Source organism: Arthrobacter sp. K5 (genome assembly GCF_040448525.1).
In the GTDB taxonomy this organism is placed as follows: Bacteria; Actinomycetota; Actinomycetes; order Actinomycetales; family Micrococcaceae; genus Arthrobacter; species Arthrobacter globiformis.
In genome coordinates this window covers 309322-328022 of the sequence record NZ_CP159279.1, presented here as the reverse complement: position 1 = coordinate 328022, position 18701 = coordinate 309322, and the positions used below count along the sequence as shown (strand labels likewise).

Here is an 18701-nt window from a genome sequence, read left to right as displayed (position 1 = left end):
CGCCCTGCAGGTTATCCAGACGCATTTTCACCACAGGAAATTCCCTGATCCGGCCGTGGCGGCGTAATCGGCCACGGGAACGAGTGCCGGGTACTCCGGCTCCGGGACCGGCTCGGACCTTCGGCCCGGAGCCTCTGCCAAACCAGCCGTTGCCAAATCGGCGGTTGCTAGCGCTTCGGCCCCGAAATGATCGTGCACCCAGTCAGGGTTGTAGACAGTGTCCAGGTAGGGACGGCCCATGTCCGGGGAGATGGCCGCCGCCGTCAGGTCCTGGGCGGCGTGGTCGGCGAGCCAGGACGTGGCGCCGTGGACCACGGTCCCGGTGGAGCCACCGAGCATGAAGCCGGCAGCCGCGAGGCGGTGGCAGGCGCGCACCGTGTCCACTTCTTCGACCATCACCACGTCATCAATTAAGGACTCGTCGAGCTGCGGCGGCCGCACGCTCATGCCGAGTCCCGGGATCAGGCGGGTGGCCGGCTGGCCGCCGAACGAAACCGATCCTGCGGCGTCGACCGCGACAATCCGGACATCGGGCCGGTGCTCACGGAAATACCGCGCGCAACCCATCAACGACCCCGTTGTCCCGGCCCCCACGAACAGCACGTCCAGTTCGGGGAACTGAATGGAGATCTCGGGGGCAGTCCAGCGGTAGTGCGCGCCCCAGTTGCCGGGATTGGTGTATTGGTTGAGCCAGATGTACCGCGCGTCGGACGCGCACAAGTCCCGCACGTGGTTAAGCCGGGCTCCGAGGAAACCATCGACGGGATCCGGTTCGGTCACCAGGTCCACCTGTGCCCCGAGCGACTCCATGAGTTGCCGGGTTGCCAGATTACAGCGCGGATCGATAACACACACGAAGCGGTACCCCTTGCTGGCGGCGATCATGCTGAGCGCGACGCCGAGGTTTCCCGAGGAGGACTCCACGAGGATGGAGCCGGGACCGATCAGCCCCTCCCGCTCGGCGCGCTCAACCATCTCCCGCGCGGGCTTGAGCTTGATAGAGCCGGCGAAATTGAACCCCTCGATCTTCAGAAAGAGGCGGCAGCCCAACACCCCTTCCAAATCGACGAACAGGCTCTGCTCGTTGAACAGGTGCGGATCCTTGATAATCGGCATGTTCTTCCTCGTTCCCCTGCCATGAGCCTGGTCAGGGTTGGGGATGTTCCTGCCAGCTTGTGTGTAAAAGGTGGTTGTGTGTGAAGGGTGGCGGACATCTGCGTCCGGACCAGATCACTTTTCAAGAAGAGCCGCGCAGAGCGGCACGGACGGAACACTGCGGCCCCCAGAATGGCCGTTGGTGGCCGACGTCGCGCTTGAACGGCAGGGGCGGCCGCCATGGCGGAAAGCGCTCCGACACCTAGGGAGAGGCACCTGAAGCCATTTTGGTAATCAGCCGGCGAGGCTTGGCAGGAGAAGGTATTCCTGTTGCAAGAGTGTGATTCTGAAACACTGGAATTTCCAATCTTGAAGGGTGATATTCGACTTTGTCAGCCCCGGCGCCCGTCATCTTGTGGCGATCTTTCTTGTGGGCCTTATGCCGAGCCTGTCCTTTGATGCGGTAAATCAATAGTGTGGTCTTGTTGTGGTTCGTGCTTCCGTGCTGGCACGGTTTGGGGACTTGTATCTCTTAAGCAACCCCTGTTGAGGCAACCCCCTGCTGAGGCCGGGGGTCATCGATTATTGGCCATGGGAGTACCTGTCGCCTCGCAGGACCTTCACCGAGGAGACCGCCCAGGTCCCGCACCGTGCACTGTCCACACACCGGCTCCGCGACGCGCTGATGGCTGGCCGCAATCGGTTCGAGACGGGCCGTGGCGGGGCCTGCTGCCTCCTTGGTCGGTGTCTCCTGGTGGCTGGTCCAGCGGATTCCGCGGCGCTGACTCTGCCCGATGTCGATGCCCTGGCACCGCGGATGCTCGACATTGCACCAACACCGGTCAGTGTGGTTCTTCCAGCGACCAGGCCGCCAAGGCTTGGAAACGCCACGAATCCGGATGACAACCATTGGAGGATAAGCCCGCCACACACTGGACGATGGGCCACCCAGGCACAGGCAACGAAAACGACGCATCCGGCGTCGCCATGCAGGCAAGTTTTTCGGGGATCCAAGGAGGGCCACACACTACCCAAGAGTGACCCGGCAAGAGGTTTCCCAGGGCAGATCCACATACATGCAGGTCAAAGACCACAGCACCTCAGCCCGGCCACCACAGGCGCGTGTGCTCATGATCGAAGCATGGATGCGCCCTGACAGGCTCAGGTTCACGCACGGGGACGGCACGTGCCGAGTCCACTGCCTGGACAAGGGCACGCCGAACAACCATGAGTAAACCGCTGGAATGTATTCTCCGGCAATTCAGAGATCGTGCCAACCGCATCTCCGGGGTATCTTATAAACGCCTCCGGCAGCAAGGGCGCGTTCTTACTCCCAAGAGCAAGTCCGCGCAGGGCAGTGGATCCACTATGTCCTTGTCATGAATTGCCAATGCCACGAGTGGGACGTATCCGAACGCCTACCTTAAGAGCTACCGGAATGGCGTTCCTGGGAACCAAAATGATCCGATTACAGTGGCACCAACATTGTGCCGGATCGGGGCAGCGCACCATCCTGCGTCGGCACGCGCGACTTAAACCTTCTTCAAAGTTCCATAGGAACAGTGGTTCTCTACGGCAAGGAACTGCCGGCCATGCGCATTGCCGCACACAACACCGCAATAACCCGGTGAAACTCCGTAGGCGCATCGAAGGTATTCGCACAACGCCTCCGCCAAGGCGGCCATTTGCCGACGAAGAAATCGAGCGACCTGAGCGCCGGGCGGCTGGCCGACCGCGGGCGGCCACAATTTCCGCTAGCGTTCCTAAATTGCGGTCGGGAGTTTGGCTGCGTTGCACAGTCGACTGTGGTTGAGTTAGGGACATGACCGCACCGATCGAGGAATACGGCTACATATCCGATCTTCGCACCGGGGCGCTGATTTCCCGAAAGGGCAGCGTCGATTGGCTCTGTCTGCCGAGGTTCGATTCTGAATCGGTTTTCGGTGCCTTGGTCGGAACCGAAAGCCATGGTCGGTGGCTCCTGGCACCCTCTAGCGGCGAGGAGCGGACCGAAGGGTCAGTGGACGTAGCGCGCCGGTACCGGCCCTCCACATTTATTTTAGAGACTCGATGGAGAACCGGCAGCGGTGAAGTTTTGGTCACCGAATTCATGCCGATCGGTGGAAGCGGCAGTACCTTGGTTCGCAGAATTCAAGGGCTTGAGGGTTGCGTTCTGATGCGCCAGGAACTGCAACTGCGGTTCGGGTACGGAAAGATTCTGCCTTGGGTCCATCGAATACACGACGACGACGGAGAGGCGCTGTTGGCCGTCGCCGGGCCCCAGGCTGTCATGCTGAGGGCGGAAGTTCTCCCCCGCGCCGCCTCCGACTATTCGCATGTGGGGACATTCACTGTGGAAGCTGGTCAGACCATTGATCTGCAGCTGCATGCCTTCTCCTCCCACGAGGTTCCGCCGGCGGTAGTCGACGTAGACCTGGCCCTGCAGACGACCGGCACCTACTGGAGAAAATGGTCCAGCAACTACGTCTCGCAAGGTAACTACGACGAGGAAGTACAACGCTCGCTCCTCGTCTTGCGCGCGCTGACGCACGAGAGGACCGGGGGCATTGTGGCTGCCCCCACCACATCGCTGCCTGAACAGTTCGGTGGCCAACGCAACTGGGACTACCGCTATTGCTGGCTACGTGATGCCGCGTTGACATTGGAAGCCATGATGACCCATGGCTTCCAACAGGAGGCACTGTACTGGAGGAACTGGCTGCTGCGAGCAGTGGCCGGAGACCCGCGTGATCTGCAAATTATGTATGGCATAGGCGGCGAGCGGGAGCTGCCGGAGCGGGTCCTGGGTCACCTGCCAGGTTACGAGGGATCCGGCCCAGTGCGGATCGGCAATCGGGCGGTCTACCAATACCAAGGCGACGTTGTTGGTGAAGTCATGGTGGCCCTAGCGAAACTCCGCGAGCGTGGCGTGCATGAGGATCATTTCTCCTGGCCGCTCCAGAGAAACATGCTTTGGTTCGTCGAAAACAACCTCGAACGTATGGACCACGGCATCTGGGAAATGCGCGGCGAGCAGCGGTTCTTCACTCATTCCCGTGTCATGATGTGGGCCGCAATGGATTGTGGGGTGAAGGCTGTACAGAAGCACGGGCTTGACGGGCCGGCCACGCGGTGGTCGGAGATCCGGGAGCAGCTCCGTGCTGAGGTAATGGAACAGGGCTTTAACACTGAAATAAACTCCTTTACGCAGACCTATGGGGACACCGAAGTGGACGCGTCCCTCTTGGTTCTGCCGCAGGTAGGCTTTCTGGCCTACGACGACGAAAAAATGCTCGGCACGGTGTCCCGTCTGGAACACGACCTGCTTGACGAAAGCGGACTGCTGGTTCGCTATCGAACGGAAGCCTGCCCCGATGGGCTTGCGCCAGGGGAATACCCATTCCTTGCCTGCTCCTTCTGGCTCGTTGAGCAGTACGCCCGGTCGGGCCGGGTTCCGGAGGCAGAGACGCTTATGGACAGGCTCATCGGTTGCAGCAGTGACCTGGGGCTGCTGAGTGAGGAATACGATACGACCGGCAACCGAATGGCAGGAAATTATCCGCAGGCATTCTCGCACCTAACCCTGATCAGGGCTGCCGACGCTCTGAACGGAGCCACCTTGGGGGCCGGTGCGAAAGGGCCCGGGGAATCACATGAGAGCGGGGGGCCCTCGGATCTTCCGTCCTAGTCGCCGGTTTCCCGAGGGACCACGGCTACCCCATCCCGAAACCAGACCGTCCGTTCGTCGCGATTGGAGACGAGCCGCCAGCCGTCCAGGTGGAGGGCGGCGCTGTCAGTGAAACCTGACACCACGCGTCCGGTATGCACGCGTTCCGTCAAAGCTTGCGGGGCCAGGATCTGTTGCATCCCGCGTGTCTTAGGTGGGTTGCGTAGCGCGCTTGCCCCGCAGATGCGAGCCGAGGCCTCTCCTGCTGCGATAGTGGCACGCACCGTGACATGGAACGGTCTGACCTCCAGAAGCCGCCCGTAGCCGAAGCAGACCAGCTGTACGACCCAACGGCCCAGCAGTGGATCCTCGACGTTGCCTTTCTGAACCTCCAGGCCTTGGCATTCCTCGCACTGGCTGCTTCGGCACTGCAACGCTCAGCAATCCGGAATGGATGGAAATAAGTTGCAGCTAGGCACGCCCGACGCTTTTCTTTAGTCTTCCGCTGACCGGCAAATCAGCCGTGAACCTCATTGGTCCGGTTCGTAGCGTGCATTGAATCTTTCGGCGGTCATGGCGTAACCGTCAGTCCCGTCTTCGTTGTTAAACACGACGACGTCGCCCTTGTTGTAGCTGGTGCGGCCTTCCTTGGTGGCCACGCTGCCCGCTTCATGGGCGAATTCGGCCCAAACGGGGGTGGATTTAACGTAGGCACCTCGGCGGATCTGGCGGTAGGTGGCAGCGAAGACGTCCGCGTCGACAGTGTGGATGTCGCCGTCGTCGTCCACCAGCCAGTCACCAGGCTTGCACTGTTGCTCGCCGCCCCACTTGCGGTAGCTGAACCCATCTGTGTCCAGGCGCAAAGGAATTGCGACGACGTACTGGTCCGGTAGGCGTCTGTAGCGGCGGAGCTCGCTCATGGGTCGTCCCTTCCGTTTACGCCGATGGCAGGTCAAAAACCGCATCAAAATCAGTGTCCCGCACATCCTGTGCCGCGGCCAGCCTGCCCAGCCGGTGCAGGATCTCCATATTGCCCGGGGCATCCATGGCGCTAAGAGCGGTGGTATCCATCGCGGCAAGGGTTCCGTCCAGCCTCCGGACACTCTCCGGCCGCAGGTCCACGTTATAACGCAGATAACTCATCAAGGGCGCACTATTTACCAAATCGCCCTCCAGCCCGCCCAGTTCCCGATCGATGATCCTTGCGGTCGGGCTGGCGGACATCCACTGGAGCATTGTTTCCTGCTGAACCGCGCAGTCCTGCAGCACAGATTTCAGCGCCCGCAGGGCGTGGCTCGCCGTCAGTTTGGCCTTACTGACGGCGGGATCGGCCGCACCTGTACCAACCGATACGAGCAGCAGCTTGTCTGAACCGGTCTCCCAGCCCACTCGGTAACCTTGCAGAACGGCGTACATAAGCGCCTGAAGTGCAGGGTTGTTGAAAGGACTGACCCCACCATCGATGAAACTGCCAGTCACGGGGCTCACATTCCGTCCACCCGTGATGGAGATGGTTTCCGGTTCGAAATAGGACGGCGCGGCGGTGGAAGCCCGGACAACCTGCCAGAGGGGATAATCTCCGTTTCCCATCCTGCCGTCGTGAGCAGCCACAAAGTACCTGCCGTGGGGGTTGTTGGACACCGGCCAAGGGCTGCCGCTGTCCAAGCGTTTGATGATTATCAGCAGGCCGGTCAGCAGCTTGGGACCGCCCAAAGTCGTGTCCGCGCCGAAGACATCCTTCAACTCGGCAACCAGGGACTGCTCGTCGTACTTAGCCCGCAGAAGAATTTGACGGATAAGGCCTCGTTCAAACACTCGCCGTCCGAGACTGAAGTACTTGTCTGTGAGTTCGCCGACGCTCCAACCTTGGGCAAGGGCTGCCGCTATGATCGCCCCAGTGGATGTGCCTGCAATCAAGTCAAAGTAGTGGCAAAGACGGAAGTCGTTGCCGGCGCCATGGCGTTCGCGTAGCAGGCCCTCGATCTTCTCCAAAATGCCGAGGCTCAAAACGCCCCTGAGCCCGCCGCCGTCGAGTGAAAGAATGCGCTTCGGCTTACCGTCACTGAGGAAATGCTGGTCCCGAGTCAGTATTTGGTAGGGCATCTGACCCCTCTTCTCGCGTCGAGCTGAGTAACACCATGCTAGCCGGACACAGATTGCTAAGCAGCACTGGTTGCCGCCGCCTTTTACGACACCCACTGGTAGGCCTCTTCCGACCTGTCCGGATCCGCCCGCATTAGGGTGTGCACGCTTTCGAACGCGATCGTCGCGCCATTATGGATCTATTGGCCCAAAGTAAGAGGTGCTCAGCAGACGTCCTTGCCCAGGCCGCCGTCGTAATCCCACTGCTGTTGTTGTTGGCCCTCCGCTGGAAAACAGACATGCGGGAGCGGAACCCGTGGCGAGGCTCAACGATACGACTGATAGACAGATGCTCTGAACAGTCCGGCCAAAATGCGTACTGGCACGGATGCTGACCCGGCCCGCCCGAAGGCAATATTGACATATCAAACGGCAAGGATTTACCAGGTTCCATTGCCAGGCCCCCAGCAGTCCGAAGGAGTACGTCAATGTCCACAACACCGGCGCCGGTCGACGCGATCCATTTGGCGCTTTGCACGGCTGCGGAGGATCCCTCTATACCCTTGGACGGTGAATGGACCGCGCGACAGCTGCAGGCTCTGGCCGAGATGGACAAGCGCGTCCAGAGGCACCCGCAGCACATGCTCGCCAGGATGGCTCTGGCCAATCACGGGAATACCCCGAGCCTCGAACCGATCAGGGCCAGCGTGGTGCGGTCGCTCGGAGGCGCTGCGGGCACGCACTACATCGTGGCCGCGCTGCACCTGGCACATCTGGCAATGGCGCTGCCCCATGTGCTGTCCGCAACCCAGCGCGCCCTCCTCCTGGCCCCGCTCAAGGCGGCCGAGATGGCTAGGGAAGCCACCGACAACGATTCGGCGGAAGTGGAGTTCGCTGCCTGATCACGGCAGTTCCCGCACCGGATCCACGGCCCCGGCGGACTTCGTCACCCCCGGCGGAATCCGCCGCCCCGAAGGTACGTGAGGACGGCAAGCACGCGCCTGTGGTCCTCGGGTTCGGGCCTCAGGTCGAGTTTGAGGAAGATGCTTCGGATATGAGCCTCTACGGTCCGCTCCCCCAGGAAAAGTGACTTTCCTATTGCTTGATTGGTGCGCCCTTCGGCCATCAGTTCAAGGACGCTCCGCTCCCGGCTCGTGAGGTCATCCCCTGGGGCGTGACCTGCATGTGGGCGGGTCACGAGCCGTGACACAAGGTCAGGGTCAATGGCCGTGCCTCCAGCAGAAACGCGCTGGAGTGCGTCAACGAATTCGTCAACATCAGACACGCGTTCCTTGAGCAGGTAACCCAGACCTTTGGCTCCGTTCTTCAGGAGTGACATGGCGTTTTCTGTCTCCACGTACTGGGACAGCAGGAGAACGCCTGTCTTGGGGTACTTGCTTTTTATGGTCTCAGCGGCCTGGATGCCCTCAACAGTGTACGTAGGAGGCATGCGGATGTCCACGACCGCGACGTCGGCACCGTATGTGTCAATCACGTCCAGCAATTCCGCTCCATCGGAAGCCTCGCCCACGACTTCCAGTCCCTCCGACTGCAGCAAGGCGGACAGTCCTCGGCGCAGCAAAGCCGAGTCATCAGCAATGGCAACACGCAGTGTCATAGCAGGTCACGCTCCGGGTCTGTGGAGAATGGGAGGATGGTGCGTATCGTCGTACCGCCACCATCAGGACTGTCGATCGACAAGGTTCCGCCGAGTGCGGCGGCCCGGTCGGCAACCCCCAGCAGTCCGCCGTCGGGTCCGGGCTGCGCCCCACCAATGCCGTCGTCCACTATCTCCATTCGCAGCTCTCTTTCATTTGCGTCGATGCAGACTCGCACCGAGGACGCCTCCGCATACTTAGTGGCATTGGTGACGGCTTCGACGCAGATGAAGTAGGCGGCCAACTCCACGTGAGCCGGCAGTCCGCTGCATGACCGGACATCCAACACCAATGGCAATGCTGACCGCTCGGCCAGCGCGGTGATGGAGCCCGCCAAACCTCTTTCCTGTAGCGACGGAGGATACACACCCCTGGCCAATTCGCGCAGTTCATTAAGAGCGTCCGAAAGCTCGACCCTTGCCTGCTCGACCAGGCTTCGTAACTCCCGCGGATCTGTCGCGCGTTTGGCTCGCGCGAGCTCCATTGACACGGCGACCAGGCGTTGCTGGGCGCCGTCATGAAGATCCCGTTCGAGCTGACGACGTCGAGAGTCTCCTGCCGTGACGATCCGCTCCCGGGACCGGCGGACCTCAACGAGCTGTTCCCTGAGCTGTTGTTCCATCTGCTGGTTTTCCAGTGCCAGCGAAGTTGCGCTACGCACAGCGGCAAGCAATTGCGGCTGGTCTTGGAGGGCGCCGTCAAAAACCAATGCCCCTACCGGTGTCCCGTGACGCTCCAACACCATGGAGGCGCGCCCGTTTGAACCGTCCGGCAACGGCTGGGGGACTCCCGCGGTGTCGACAAAAGAGGCCTTGTCCGGTAACCAACGGAGCAGTGTGAGGGTGGGATCATGAACGGATCGGCGAAGCGCCGCCACCAGCCTGTCACTCATCGGGGCGGAGCCGACTTCTACCATCAGATCGCCCAGGGTGCCCCGCGCAAACCGGTAGCGCCAGAGCCCGAACAGAACTGCGAGCGGCACAATTGCTGTTGCCGGATATTGCCAGAGCAGCGCCTCGATGGACAAAGACCCTGACAGCTGGATCACAGCCAGCGACACCCATACGGTGGCCGCCGTCTTTATGATGACCGCAAGCCAAAGCGGCAAGAATGACGACCTGTATGCTTTCGTCCCTCTGCGCCACCGGCCGACGAGAACCATTACGATCGCAACTCCCACCGCGATCTGGAACGTGCGGATCGCATTACCAAGTGTGGTCATCATCTCCGCGCTGTCCCATAGAAGCAACAGGTTCCGGGAGGTGGACTCCCCCACCGCAACGTGCAATCGCGGGTCAAAGAACGCCCAGCCCAGAACGGAGGCCACCAGCCAGGAACCGAAGAAGAAACCGACCGCAGCCTTCTCGGCCCTGGTGCGCAGCACACCCAAGGGAAAGCTGAGCGCCAGATGCAGCAAAGGAGGCTGATACATGAGCGTAAGTGTCACCCCGAGCGTGAAAGCCAGCGGGTCACTGGAGCGACGTATACCCGCCGCGAGCCACAGCCAGCCCGCAGCGCACAACAGCACACCCGGGTTCCGCGTCGGCCGGCTCCGCCACGCGGTGATTCCGGCCACCACGAAAGCAAGCCCCACGCCTATAAACAACATCAACTCAAGAGCTGAGAACGGTGCCCGGTTCGGGTTCTCGCCCCATCGGACCACGCCTTGGGCATTCAGGCCTATGGTTCGTGCGGGATCTTGAAGTGCCGTGGGCGACCAGTCAACAGAAGCCAAGACAAGGACCAGGACGCCTGCGGTTACCCCCAACACACAAATGAGCTGGCGTGGAGTCATTGCACTTCCCCTCGAACCTGGCCTAGGGGCGCATGCATTATGTTGAAGACCAGATCCATGGCCTCAGCCAATCTCCCTGCTGAGATTCCCCTCAAAGAGGACCGCTAAGAGAAGACTTATTGCTGGTTGAGATAACGGAGGGAGCAGGCCAACTCCGTATTTTTCGCGGGTACTTTTCCTGAGCCCGGTTTGCAGAGACATAACATGGCCAACCTAGTCGGCGGTGAATCAGTTGTACCATCGGGTGCCCGGCTCTGCAATACACCTATATTCACGGGTCCCGCGGTAATACTGCGGCTACTTGTAGTCTCCCGGCAGGTTGGTGACACGGGATTGATTTGACGCAATAAGAGGACATCCGGGTGTTGTGTGGTGCTTGTCGAGAGCGAACAGGAGGTCCTCGTGTCCCACCGTAACGCTCAGAAACCGAACGCCAAGCCTGCTACCAGGACTTCATCAAGCACTTCAATCACTCCAGGCCCACACCGCGCTCAAAGGCGCCTCACCCGCCAGCCGCGTCACCAACCTACCGGGTTAATACAGCTAGTCCGCGCCGCCGGAAGCGATCACCTGACCGTCGGGGCGAAACACCGAAGTTGACACCCCGTCCTCATATGCGGTGATCGGGTTGCTGGAACCGGTCACACCGGCGCACCAGCGGCCAGTGGCAACCATACGGCCGTCCAGGGCTGAACACCACCTCGCTCACGCCGTCCTGGTGTGCGTCGGCCGAGTCACCGATTGGCTAGCCGTGACAGCGTGCCACCCGCGCATCATACCGTCGGCACGGCCCGAAGCGATCATCCGCCAGACTGGAGTCCAGTCATAGGCAGACCGGGAAAGTGCGCAGCTGGCTGGAATTTCCTCGGGTCTGGACTGATCATCATAGGAGCTTCTCATCATCAGAACTTCAGAGCCATCACGGGGCCTCATGACCGTTCATCCGGCGGCAGGCCCTGCATTTTGCGATGCAGGGCCTGCCCCTATTGATCACTGCGGAAAATTCGGTTCGCATCAGAAACGGCCAGCCTCGGCCCCGTTTTAGGCAAATTTCGTGTGAGGCTGAGGTCAGGCGTCAGTACGGGATGGAGTAGTACTTACTGTCCGCCCACTGGACCCAGGGGGAGGTGACGCCGTTGGAGTAAACGCGGAACGCGACCCGCTGGTAGGGTTCCTCGCAGCAGTTGCTGTCGGTCTTCATGAGGGACCTGACCTCGTCGAGGACGATTGTCTTGTTGGACCCGAACCAGTACCACCCCGTTTGTGTGTAACCCTGGTTGTCATCGTTGTCGCAGAAGGGGTTCCAACTGCTGCAACCCCGGCCGTCGTCCCTTTCCCAGTGCTGACGACCGACCTGGATGTATCGCCCGGCCTGGCAGGTCGCATAAACCCGGTAGTTGATCCATTTGTGGCCTGACCGGTCGGTATGGTGATAATGCGGCGTGTCGGCCCAAACGCTGCAGCCGTTGGTAGGACCGAGCGGGTTTGCTGCGTTTGCCGGCGCGGCAAGTGTCAGCGGCACGAGCAGTGCGCTGAAGAGGATGGAACATAGGAGTGCGAGGTGAACGCGGGGCTTGGGGCGGCCCGGTTCTCTGTTCTTGAACATTTCGTATTCCTTATCAAGATGGGAGTGAAATTGAGTGTGGGCAGTAGTGGTTCACTTCTTACGATTGGATCCGTTGCCAACAAGCCCATACTCCTTCTAGGGCGTCAGTGCTGGCATCCGTGGCAGTACGGTACTTTTCCGGGGCACGGATCCGTTTTACTGACCTCGCATGTGGGCTCAATGCGGCGCTACATCTGCTCGCTGGGATGTCGGGACACCAACTTGGGGTTTCAGCATCGTGCCAAGGCCCGAACGGGCTGTGGCGTTAGCCCATTCACGATGGGCTTCGGGGGCATTCCGCCCGGCGTGACCGAGCTTTGCAGCTGACTCGGGCTTTAGCCCTCACGCGTCGCCCGAAGCCTCAACCACTCCGTGCGATTCGGTGAACCGACGGGTTGCAAGGACATGACGGCGGATCAGTTGCTGTTCGGGTTGGCCGAGGTGCGCTGAAGCGGCATGGCCATCGCTAACAAATGCAGTAAAAGGTGCCAATGTTTTTCCGCTTGCCGCGGTGGCCCCGCGTTCGCCTTTCAGGCCCCACAGAGCGGTATGGTCAGCCTGATCTATTTGCCGCCAGAACCGCAGGCCCCCGCTCGCCCTGACCGGCATATTCGGCACAATGTCGTCTCAGCAGTCCGGAATGGAAGGTGCACTGGGGCGATAATTCCGCCACACCAGACGATAACGGCATGTTCTGCGCCAGTCACACTTTGCTTTTGCCCTTCTCTAGTTGACGGAATGATGCGTTCAACGCCTCTGCCACAGGTGGTTCTGTCGAGGACCAAGCTGCCCGAAGAGTAGCGGGATTGTTTTGAGGGCATTGGGCAGCAGTCACTGCGATCGACACTGATCATGCCGGAATTGTTCACATCCGGATAGAGCACACTCCAACTTGACGTCACGCGGCCACTCAAAAGCCAGCAGATTAGGGTACCTAGTCCTTATTGCTGACGCACCCGGCGAGGGTCGTAGATTTCAACCTGACTTTTCTGGCTTGTTCCCGGCACCCGGCGACGGCAGGAGTCACGTGTGGGTTTAGGTCACCGAGGCCGTTTCGGTGCATCACCGTTCGTCATGCGGTCATCCAGCAGGTTGGCCATGAAGGAATATGAAAGACCAGCCAAGCGGATACGTCACTTCCGGACGTCGCGGCCAAAAAGCCTCCACCGCATCAGGCAGTAGACGCCGAACGTACCCATGAACAGGCAACGACACGAAAACCAGAGATGCAGGGATGAAAGGCGGGGTGAGCTTCATGAGCCAACTGCACGGCAATGCAATCTCTCGGTCGGCCACGGTAATGCGCCCCAGCGCATCCGCGGGAGTCCAACGGAACCGATTCCCGAACAACTCGGTACAAGTCATGTCGCCCTCCCCCGGGCCCACGATGAACAGGCAAAGCAGCCAACGCGAACCCAGAAGGAGAAACCTGGTGAACACCCAACGATCCAGAAAAGAAGTGCGGCCAGAAATTTGCTCAGGTCATGTTGCCCCAGCCAGTCACGCCCATGAACTGGTAGCGAACAACAACGCGTCGATCCAGGAATGCAAGGAGTTAACCGGCCACAGCACCGGCCACCAATGAAAAAGGCCCCCGCAGGGGCCCTTCACAACACAATTTGTCCACACTCAGAGGCTGAAAAGCCCCTGAACAGGGAAAACACTGTGCCCGAGGTGGGACTCGAACCGGGCGCCAACCCTTGAAAACCCGCCACTCCCCCGCAAACTTCCCCAATCCGGCCCAGTCCGGCACCCGTACAACCGAATCCAAAGCCCAGGGGGTGCACATTGTGCACACCCACTTTTTGGGTCATATTGCTGCAGCACCCAGCAGCTTGCCCCGGCCCGTTGAGGCATGGAGAATCCTTCTCCACGCCCTTCGCCAGTTTGCCTTGCACCCATGTTTCCGGGCTCATCCGAATCCGACGAACGACATTGGCTGAGCATTTCGGTGCGGAGCAAACCGCCGGCTGAGATTCAGCGAACGTCATAGATTGCGACCTCCTTCGTACATCTCATGGGCGAGACAACGGAAGAGGGCATGACCGAACCTCGCCCCACAGGGGCACCGGACAGCCAAGAGGCCGAGCGAGTTCCCAGCACGACGGAATCACCATTATCGACTCTTCTATGGTTGTCAACGTAGTAATGGCTGGGGACTGCTGGCATTAAGCGTGCGGTAGATCCGCCGGGCGAGGTAGCGTTTCACACACCGACGGATCTCCTTCTTGGTTCGCCCTTCTGCTCGCCGTTTCACTACATATGCGATGGTTTCCGGATCGAACGCCATCCTCGTTAGAGCAACCATGTGAAGGGCTTTATTCAGGGTCCTGTCGCCGCCGCGGTTGAGCCTATGACGGACGGTATTTCCGGATGAAGCGGGAATGGGGTTGACCCCGGCCAGGGAAGCGAAAGCCGCCTCGGAACGTACCCGGCCCTGATGAGACCACGCGGTAAGACAAATGGCTGCCGTGACTGGTCCGAAGCCGGATTCCTGCAGCAGCGGCGCGGCTTCGCTGACCTCAACCAGTTCGGTGATCCGGGAGGCGTTTGCTTTGATCTCAGCGTCAAGGTCGCCGATGCGCTTGGCGAGCCTGACGGCTTCGGAGCGGGCTACCGACACCGCAAGAGGTTCTTCACGGGCCCGCCACCGGGACACCTCCAGTATCTGGCTTCCGGTCAACGAGCTGCGCGCGTCCAAACCCAAATCGTTGGTCCGGAGCAGCGCGGTCAACGCGTTCACGGTCCTGGTCCGGTCCGTGGTCATTGAATGACGCGCAGTGACCAGGACCCGCAACGCTGCCCGCACCCCTTCGTTCAGCCGTGGCCGGCGCAACTTGTCCTCTTCCAAGGCAAGGACGGCAGAAGCGATCCGGTGCGCGTCCAGCGGATCCGACTTACCAACCCCACGACGCGGCAAGGCATCCATACGCGCAGCCTCGGCGACCTGGTAACCGGCGGCTGCGACAGCCCCGGCCAGCACGGCACCGTAGGAGGCGGCGCCCTCGATCACCCACAGAGTCGCCAGATCCGCTTCGGTGCGACGAGCGACCCAAGCAATGGCGCGATTGATGCCTGCACCGGTCGCCGGGAAATCCCGGCTATCGATCCGTTCACCGTTTGCCGCGGCGATGATGGCGAAGACGTGCTTCCGGGCGTGGGTATCGACACCCACGACAAACGGGTGGGTATACGCAACGATTGTCATAGCGATTCTGGCACCTTCCTCATTCAGCGGAAATGGTCGGAGCCGTTACGGGCCGGTACCAGTCCGGGTAGAGGTCACTTCGGAACAGCACTGTGACGAGCCACGCCCCGCACAGAGGCGGACAATCTTCTGATCAAGTCACCGAGGTGGGCCGGGCAGGTGCCGGCCGCCCACCCAGCAGACGGACATGTCGATAACAGGACACCCAACAGGAGCCGGGGCCAAGCGTTTAGTGAGCCACGACCGCCGGGTGGAACAGCCTGCACTTACTCTGCCAGCCAATCCCAGACCAGCCACCCCAATCCTCACAGGCGTTTTGAGTGCGCTGTCATTGGACGGGAGAATCACGCGACTGCTTGGCCTCCGCCTGTCGTGATGTGAACTCCGAGTCCAATTTCATCCATGCCAGGTGAACTCCGATTCAGACCATCATGATCAGTCTGGTTGGGTATGCAGCTGTTTCGCACGCTGAGGGCGACCCTCTCGTGAGACTCATAGATGGTGTCGCTGCAGCGATATGTCGACCGTGGACGGGCCGGCAGCCGGCCTTTCAGCCTGCGGCGGCCTGCAGCTCGCCCTGCACCAGGTCCCCGACATACCGGGAGCAAAAATCACTCATGTGGTCGCGCAGGGCGTCGGCAGCCTTGTCTTCCACGCCGGACTCCATGGCTTCGACGATCTGGATGTGTTCGTAAAAGCGCATGCGGCCGCTGGCCTTGTCGGGCCCGGCTGCGATGATCATCATTTCGATCTGGCCGATGAGGTTGCCTTGGCATGAACGACATCGCCGCGGATCCGGCCCTTGGACTTTTCGACCCATTCCTCGATCTTCGGCAGCCACGCATCGGTGACCCTGGGCCGGTCGGGCACGGCCCCCGGTGCACGGCCGGCATCGCGGGCCTGCACGAGCCGGTCGACGGTGTGGTGGGAACAACCTGACAGCTCCGCTGCAGCGCGCAGCGACTTGGTCAGATCATAGGCAGCAAGAATCTTCACGGTTTCTAGGGCATCCTTCATTCAGGGCCTCTTCCTGTCAGCGGATTCGATTCGACACCGAAATCCAAACGGGAAGAGGCCCCCGCCGTCTTACGACACGGCGGGATAAGCGAACAATGCGGGCAAACCAATCGGCCACAGCTGGGCAGAACTCATGGCCATACGTGGGCAGTCCCGGTGGCCATCAGGGCGAGTTCTAGCGATCGTTGCAACACCTCCGACAATCCGGAGTTGCAACACCAATGGAAGCATCATCAAGAAATAGTTCGTCCTTAAAGAAAAAGTCTCGTTCAACAGAGCGATCCGCGCCTTTGGCTATTGCGCCGGTGAAGCGCCATCAGCAGTCCCATGCCCGGGCTCAACGACAGGATTTTCTTTCCGCCCTGGCGCGTCTGGGAACCGTCGTCGAGGCGGCCAAGGAACTCAGACTGAACAGGAGCACGTGCCAGAAGTGGGCCAACGCTGCCGGGATTAGGCGCAAGCGCCAGTACACCCAGGCCGAGAAGGAGCAGTTCTATGCCCTCCTTGATCGGACCGGCAGCATTGTGGCCACGGCCAAGGAGTTGGGGCTGAATATCGGCACCGCGCACACCTGGGCCGGCCGAATCAATCCGGCGGCCAGGAAGCCAGGGACCACCCGGTCAGTAAAGACCGGTCCGCCGCAGCGCTACTCACCGGCGATGGTTGAGGAGTTCCTCAGCGTGCTCCGCGAAATCGGCAGCGTGAGTGCAGCAGCGGCGCAGTTGGGTCTAAACCGCTCCACCTGCTCGAACTGGGCCATTAGTGCCGGCATGGCCTCTACTTGCCTGCGACGGCCATCAGAGAAACAGACCCAGTATCTGCGCTTGCGTCAAGAAGGAGCCAGCCGGAGAGACGCCGCTCTCGCCGTTGGGGCCAGCAAACAGAGCTCCTACGTGTGGGATCGACAACAGGCCGCAAGGGACACGGCCGCTGCCGAAGTCCCTAGCCTGGATCTGCCGTATAAACAGGAAGTGACAATTAGTCTTGCAGAACCCTCAGCCCCGGTAGCGGCACCTGAACGGCCGGCAGAGGTAGAACCAGTACCCGCCCCGGTGGCGCTGGAAGCCCTGGAACAGCCCGTCAGCGCCCGCTACCTGTCCCTGCAGGAGCGGGAGAGGATCGCGGACCTGCGCTCCAACGGGACGTCAATGCAGGCGATCGGCAGAGAACTGGGCCGGTCCGTGGGAACCATCAGCCGGGAAATCAAACGCAACAGCCACCCGATACTCGGTTACCTGCCCTATGGCGCCCACCGGGCCGCCACCGCTGCCCGGGCCCGGCCCAAGGCCAGTAAGCTGGCAGAACCCGGAGAACTGCACGACTACGTCAAGAACAAGCTCCTCACACGATGGTCACCGCAACAGATTTCGAAGCTTCTGATCAAGGAATTCCCCGATGACGAGCAGATGCGCGTGAGCCCCGAAACGATCTACCAGGCCCTCTACTTCCAAGCCCGCGGCGGACTCAAACGCGAGGTCAAAGAGGCCCTGCGCACCGGCCGAACACGCCGCAAACAGCACAGGAATCCAGAGGAACGCACCAGTCGTTTCCGGGACCCGATGATCAACATTTCCGAACGACCCGCGGAGATCGAAGACCGCGCCGTCCCGGGCCACTGGGAGGGGGACCTGATAACCGGAGCCTACAACCAGTCGGCAATCGCAACGCTGGTCGAACGCACCACCCGCTACGTGATGCTGGTGCATCTGCCGGTGGACCACACCGCCGAATCGGTCCGTGACGGACTGATCAAAACCATGGCGACCCTACCGGCGCACCTGCGCGGATCTCTCACCTGGGACCAGGGCGCTGAAATGGCCAAGCACCAGGCCTTCAGCATCGCCACCGACATGGACGTCTACTTCTGTGACCCCGCCAGCCCTTGGCAACGAGGATCCAACGAGAACACCAATGGGCTGCTGCGCCAATACTTCCCCAAAGGCACCGACCTGAACGCCTACAGCCCCGAGGACCTCGAACACGTCGCCCAGGAACTCAACGGACGGCCACGCAAAACACTGGGCTGGGACACCCCAGCCCAGCGTCTTCGTGATTTACTGATAGCCAGCTAAGCACGGGTGTTGCAACGACCCCTGGAACTCAAGCAGGCGAGCAATTCCGTGGCCATCTACGGGCAGTTTTTCATGGCCGCCAACAATGGTTCCAGGGGCTGGCTATAAGGGCCAGTTCGATTTGGCAAAGGAACGGCTCTGCGACCCGGAAATCACTGATACCCGCGAAAACTTTGTTCGCCTCGCAGAGCTGTTTAATGGGCAGGGCTCCGGTTTGGTGCGAGTGGCAATCGCTTCCGGCTGCCCAGATCGGCTAGACGCAGCTTGGGGTCACATCGACATCGAGTAGAGCACTCCGCTCGACAGCAACCCCGTGCGTGTGAGGGGCATGCGGAGTTGCTTTGGGACGTGCTGGGTATGTACGCGTACACGGGGTTGGTTTCGAGGTCGCTGCTCTTAGGGCAATGGGACCACACAGTTGACCACGCAACCGAAGCTGTCCTGGAGCGACCCCGGCCTGCTGCAGAAGCAATTTCCTGTGTCGTCCAAGACCTGCGCGGG

The 18701-nt window shown here is 60.9% G+C and carries 11 protein-coding genes and 1 pseudogene; 3 read left to right on the top strand and 9 right to left on the bottom strand.

What is annotated here, in order from left to right:
• Nucleotides 1–27 precede the first annotated feature (27 nt).
• A complete protein-coding gene (gene sbnA / locus ABRP34_RS01405) occupies nucleotides 28–1116 on the bottom strand; it encodes a 2,3-diaminopropionate biosynthesis protein SbnA (RefSeq protein WP_353711960.1) in 1089 nt (362 codons plus the stop codon).
• A 1801-nt stretch (nucleotides 1117–2917) separates the two neighbouring features.
• On the opposite strand from sbnA, the gene ABRP34_RS01400 reads away from it, so the two are divergent.
• On the top strand, nucleotides 2918–4783 hold the full coding sequence (locus tag ABRP34_RS01400; RefSeq protein ID WP_353711959.1) for a glycoside hydrolase family 15 protein: 1866 nt from the start codon (nucleotides 2918–2920) through the stop codon (nucleotides 4781–4783).
• Between the two features lie 509 nt (nucleotides 4784–5292).
• On the opposite strand, the gene ABRP34_RS01395 is transcribed toward ABRP34_RS01400, so the two are convergent.
• Nucleotides 5293–5682, bottom strand: coding sequence for a hypothetical protein (locus tag ABRP34_RS01395; protein WP_353711958.1), 390 nt, complete (start codon nucleotides 5680–5682; stop codon nucleotides 5293–5295).
• Nucleotides 5683–5698: 16 nt separating this feature from the next.
• Nucleotides 5699–6865 (bottom strand): patatin-like phospholipase family protein, encoded by a 1167-nt coding sequence (locus ABRP34_RS01390; RefSeq protein WP_353711957.1) that lies wholly within the window; start codon nucleotides 6863–6865, stop codon nucleotides 5699–5701.
• 467 nt (nucleotides 6866–7332) lie between these two features.
• On the opposite strand from ABRP34_RS01390, the gene ABRP34_RS01385 reads away from it, so the two are divergent.
• Nucleotides 7333–7746 carry a hypothetical protein gene (locus tag ABRP34_RS01385; RefSeq protein WP_353711956.1) on the top strand — a complete coding sequence of 138 codons (414 nt, stop codon included), beginning with the start codon at nucleotides 7333–7335 and terminating at the stop codon, nucleotides 7744–7746.
• 44 nt (nucleotides 7747–7790) lie between these two features.
• On the opposite strand, the gene ABRP34_RS01380 is transcribed toward ABRP34_RS01385, so the two are convergent.
• From ABRP34_RS01380 to ABRP34_RS01355, 6 genes and pseudogenes are all read right to left on the bottom strand, one after another.
• On the bottom strand, nucleotides 7791–8462 hold the full coding sequence (locus ABRP34_RS01380; RefSeq protein WP_353711955.1) for a response regulator transcription factor: 672 nt from the start codon (nucleotides 8460–8462) through the stop codon (nucleotides 7791–7793).
• Nucleotides 8459–10297: a histidine kinase gene (locus tag ABRP34_RS01375; protein WP_353711954.1), complete on the bottom strand. Its 1839-nt coding sequence runs from the start codon at nucleotides 10295–10297 to the stop codon at nucleotides 8459–8461. The genes ABRP34_RS01380 and ABRP34_RS01375 overlap by 4 nt, the downstream gene beginning before the upstream one ends.
• Before the next feature lie 1075 nt (nucleotides 10298–11372).
• A complete protein-coding gene (locus ABRP34_RS01370) occupies nucleotides 11373–11903 on the bottom strand; it encodes a hypothetical protein (protein WP_353711953.1) in 531 nt (176 codons plus the stop codon).
• Nucleotides 11904–14040: 2137 nt separating this feature from the next.
• Nucleotides 14041–15111, bottom strand: coding sequence for an IS110 family transposase (locus tag ABRP34_RS01365; protein ID WP_353711952.1), 1071 nt, complete (start codon nucleotides 15109–15111; stop codon nucleotides 14041–14043).
• 550 nt (nucleotides 15112–15661) lie between these two features.
• Entirely contained in the window at nucleotides 15662–15856 is a 195-nt protein-coding gene (locus ABRP34_RS01360) for a hypothetical protein (protein WP_353711951.1), read from the bottom strand.
• 14 nt (nucleotides 15857–15870) lie between these two features.
• Nucleotides 15871–16128 (bottom strand): annotated as a pseudogene (locus tag ABRP34_RS01355) (IS21 family transposase); the annotation flags it as partial.
• 1052 nt (nucleotides 16129–17180) lie between these two features.
• Here ABRP34_RS01355 and ABRP34_RS01350 point away from each other — a divergent pair.
• Nucleotides 17181–18200 (top strand): IS30 family transposase, encoded by a 1020-nt coding sequence (locus ABRP34_RS01350; protein WP_353713280.1) that lies wholly within the window; start codon nucleotides 17181–17183, stop codon nucleotides 18198–18200.
• The last annotated feature ends 501 nt before the right edge of the window (nucleotides 18201–18701 follow it).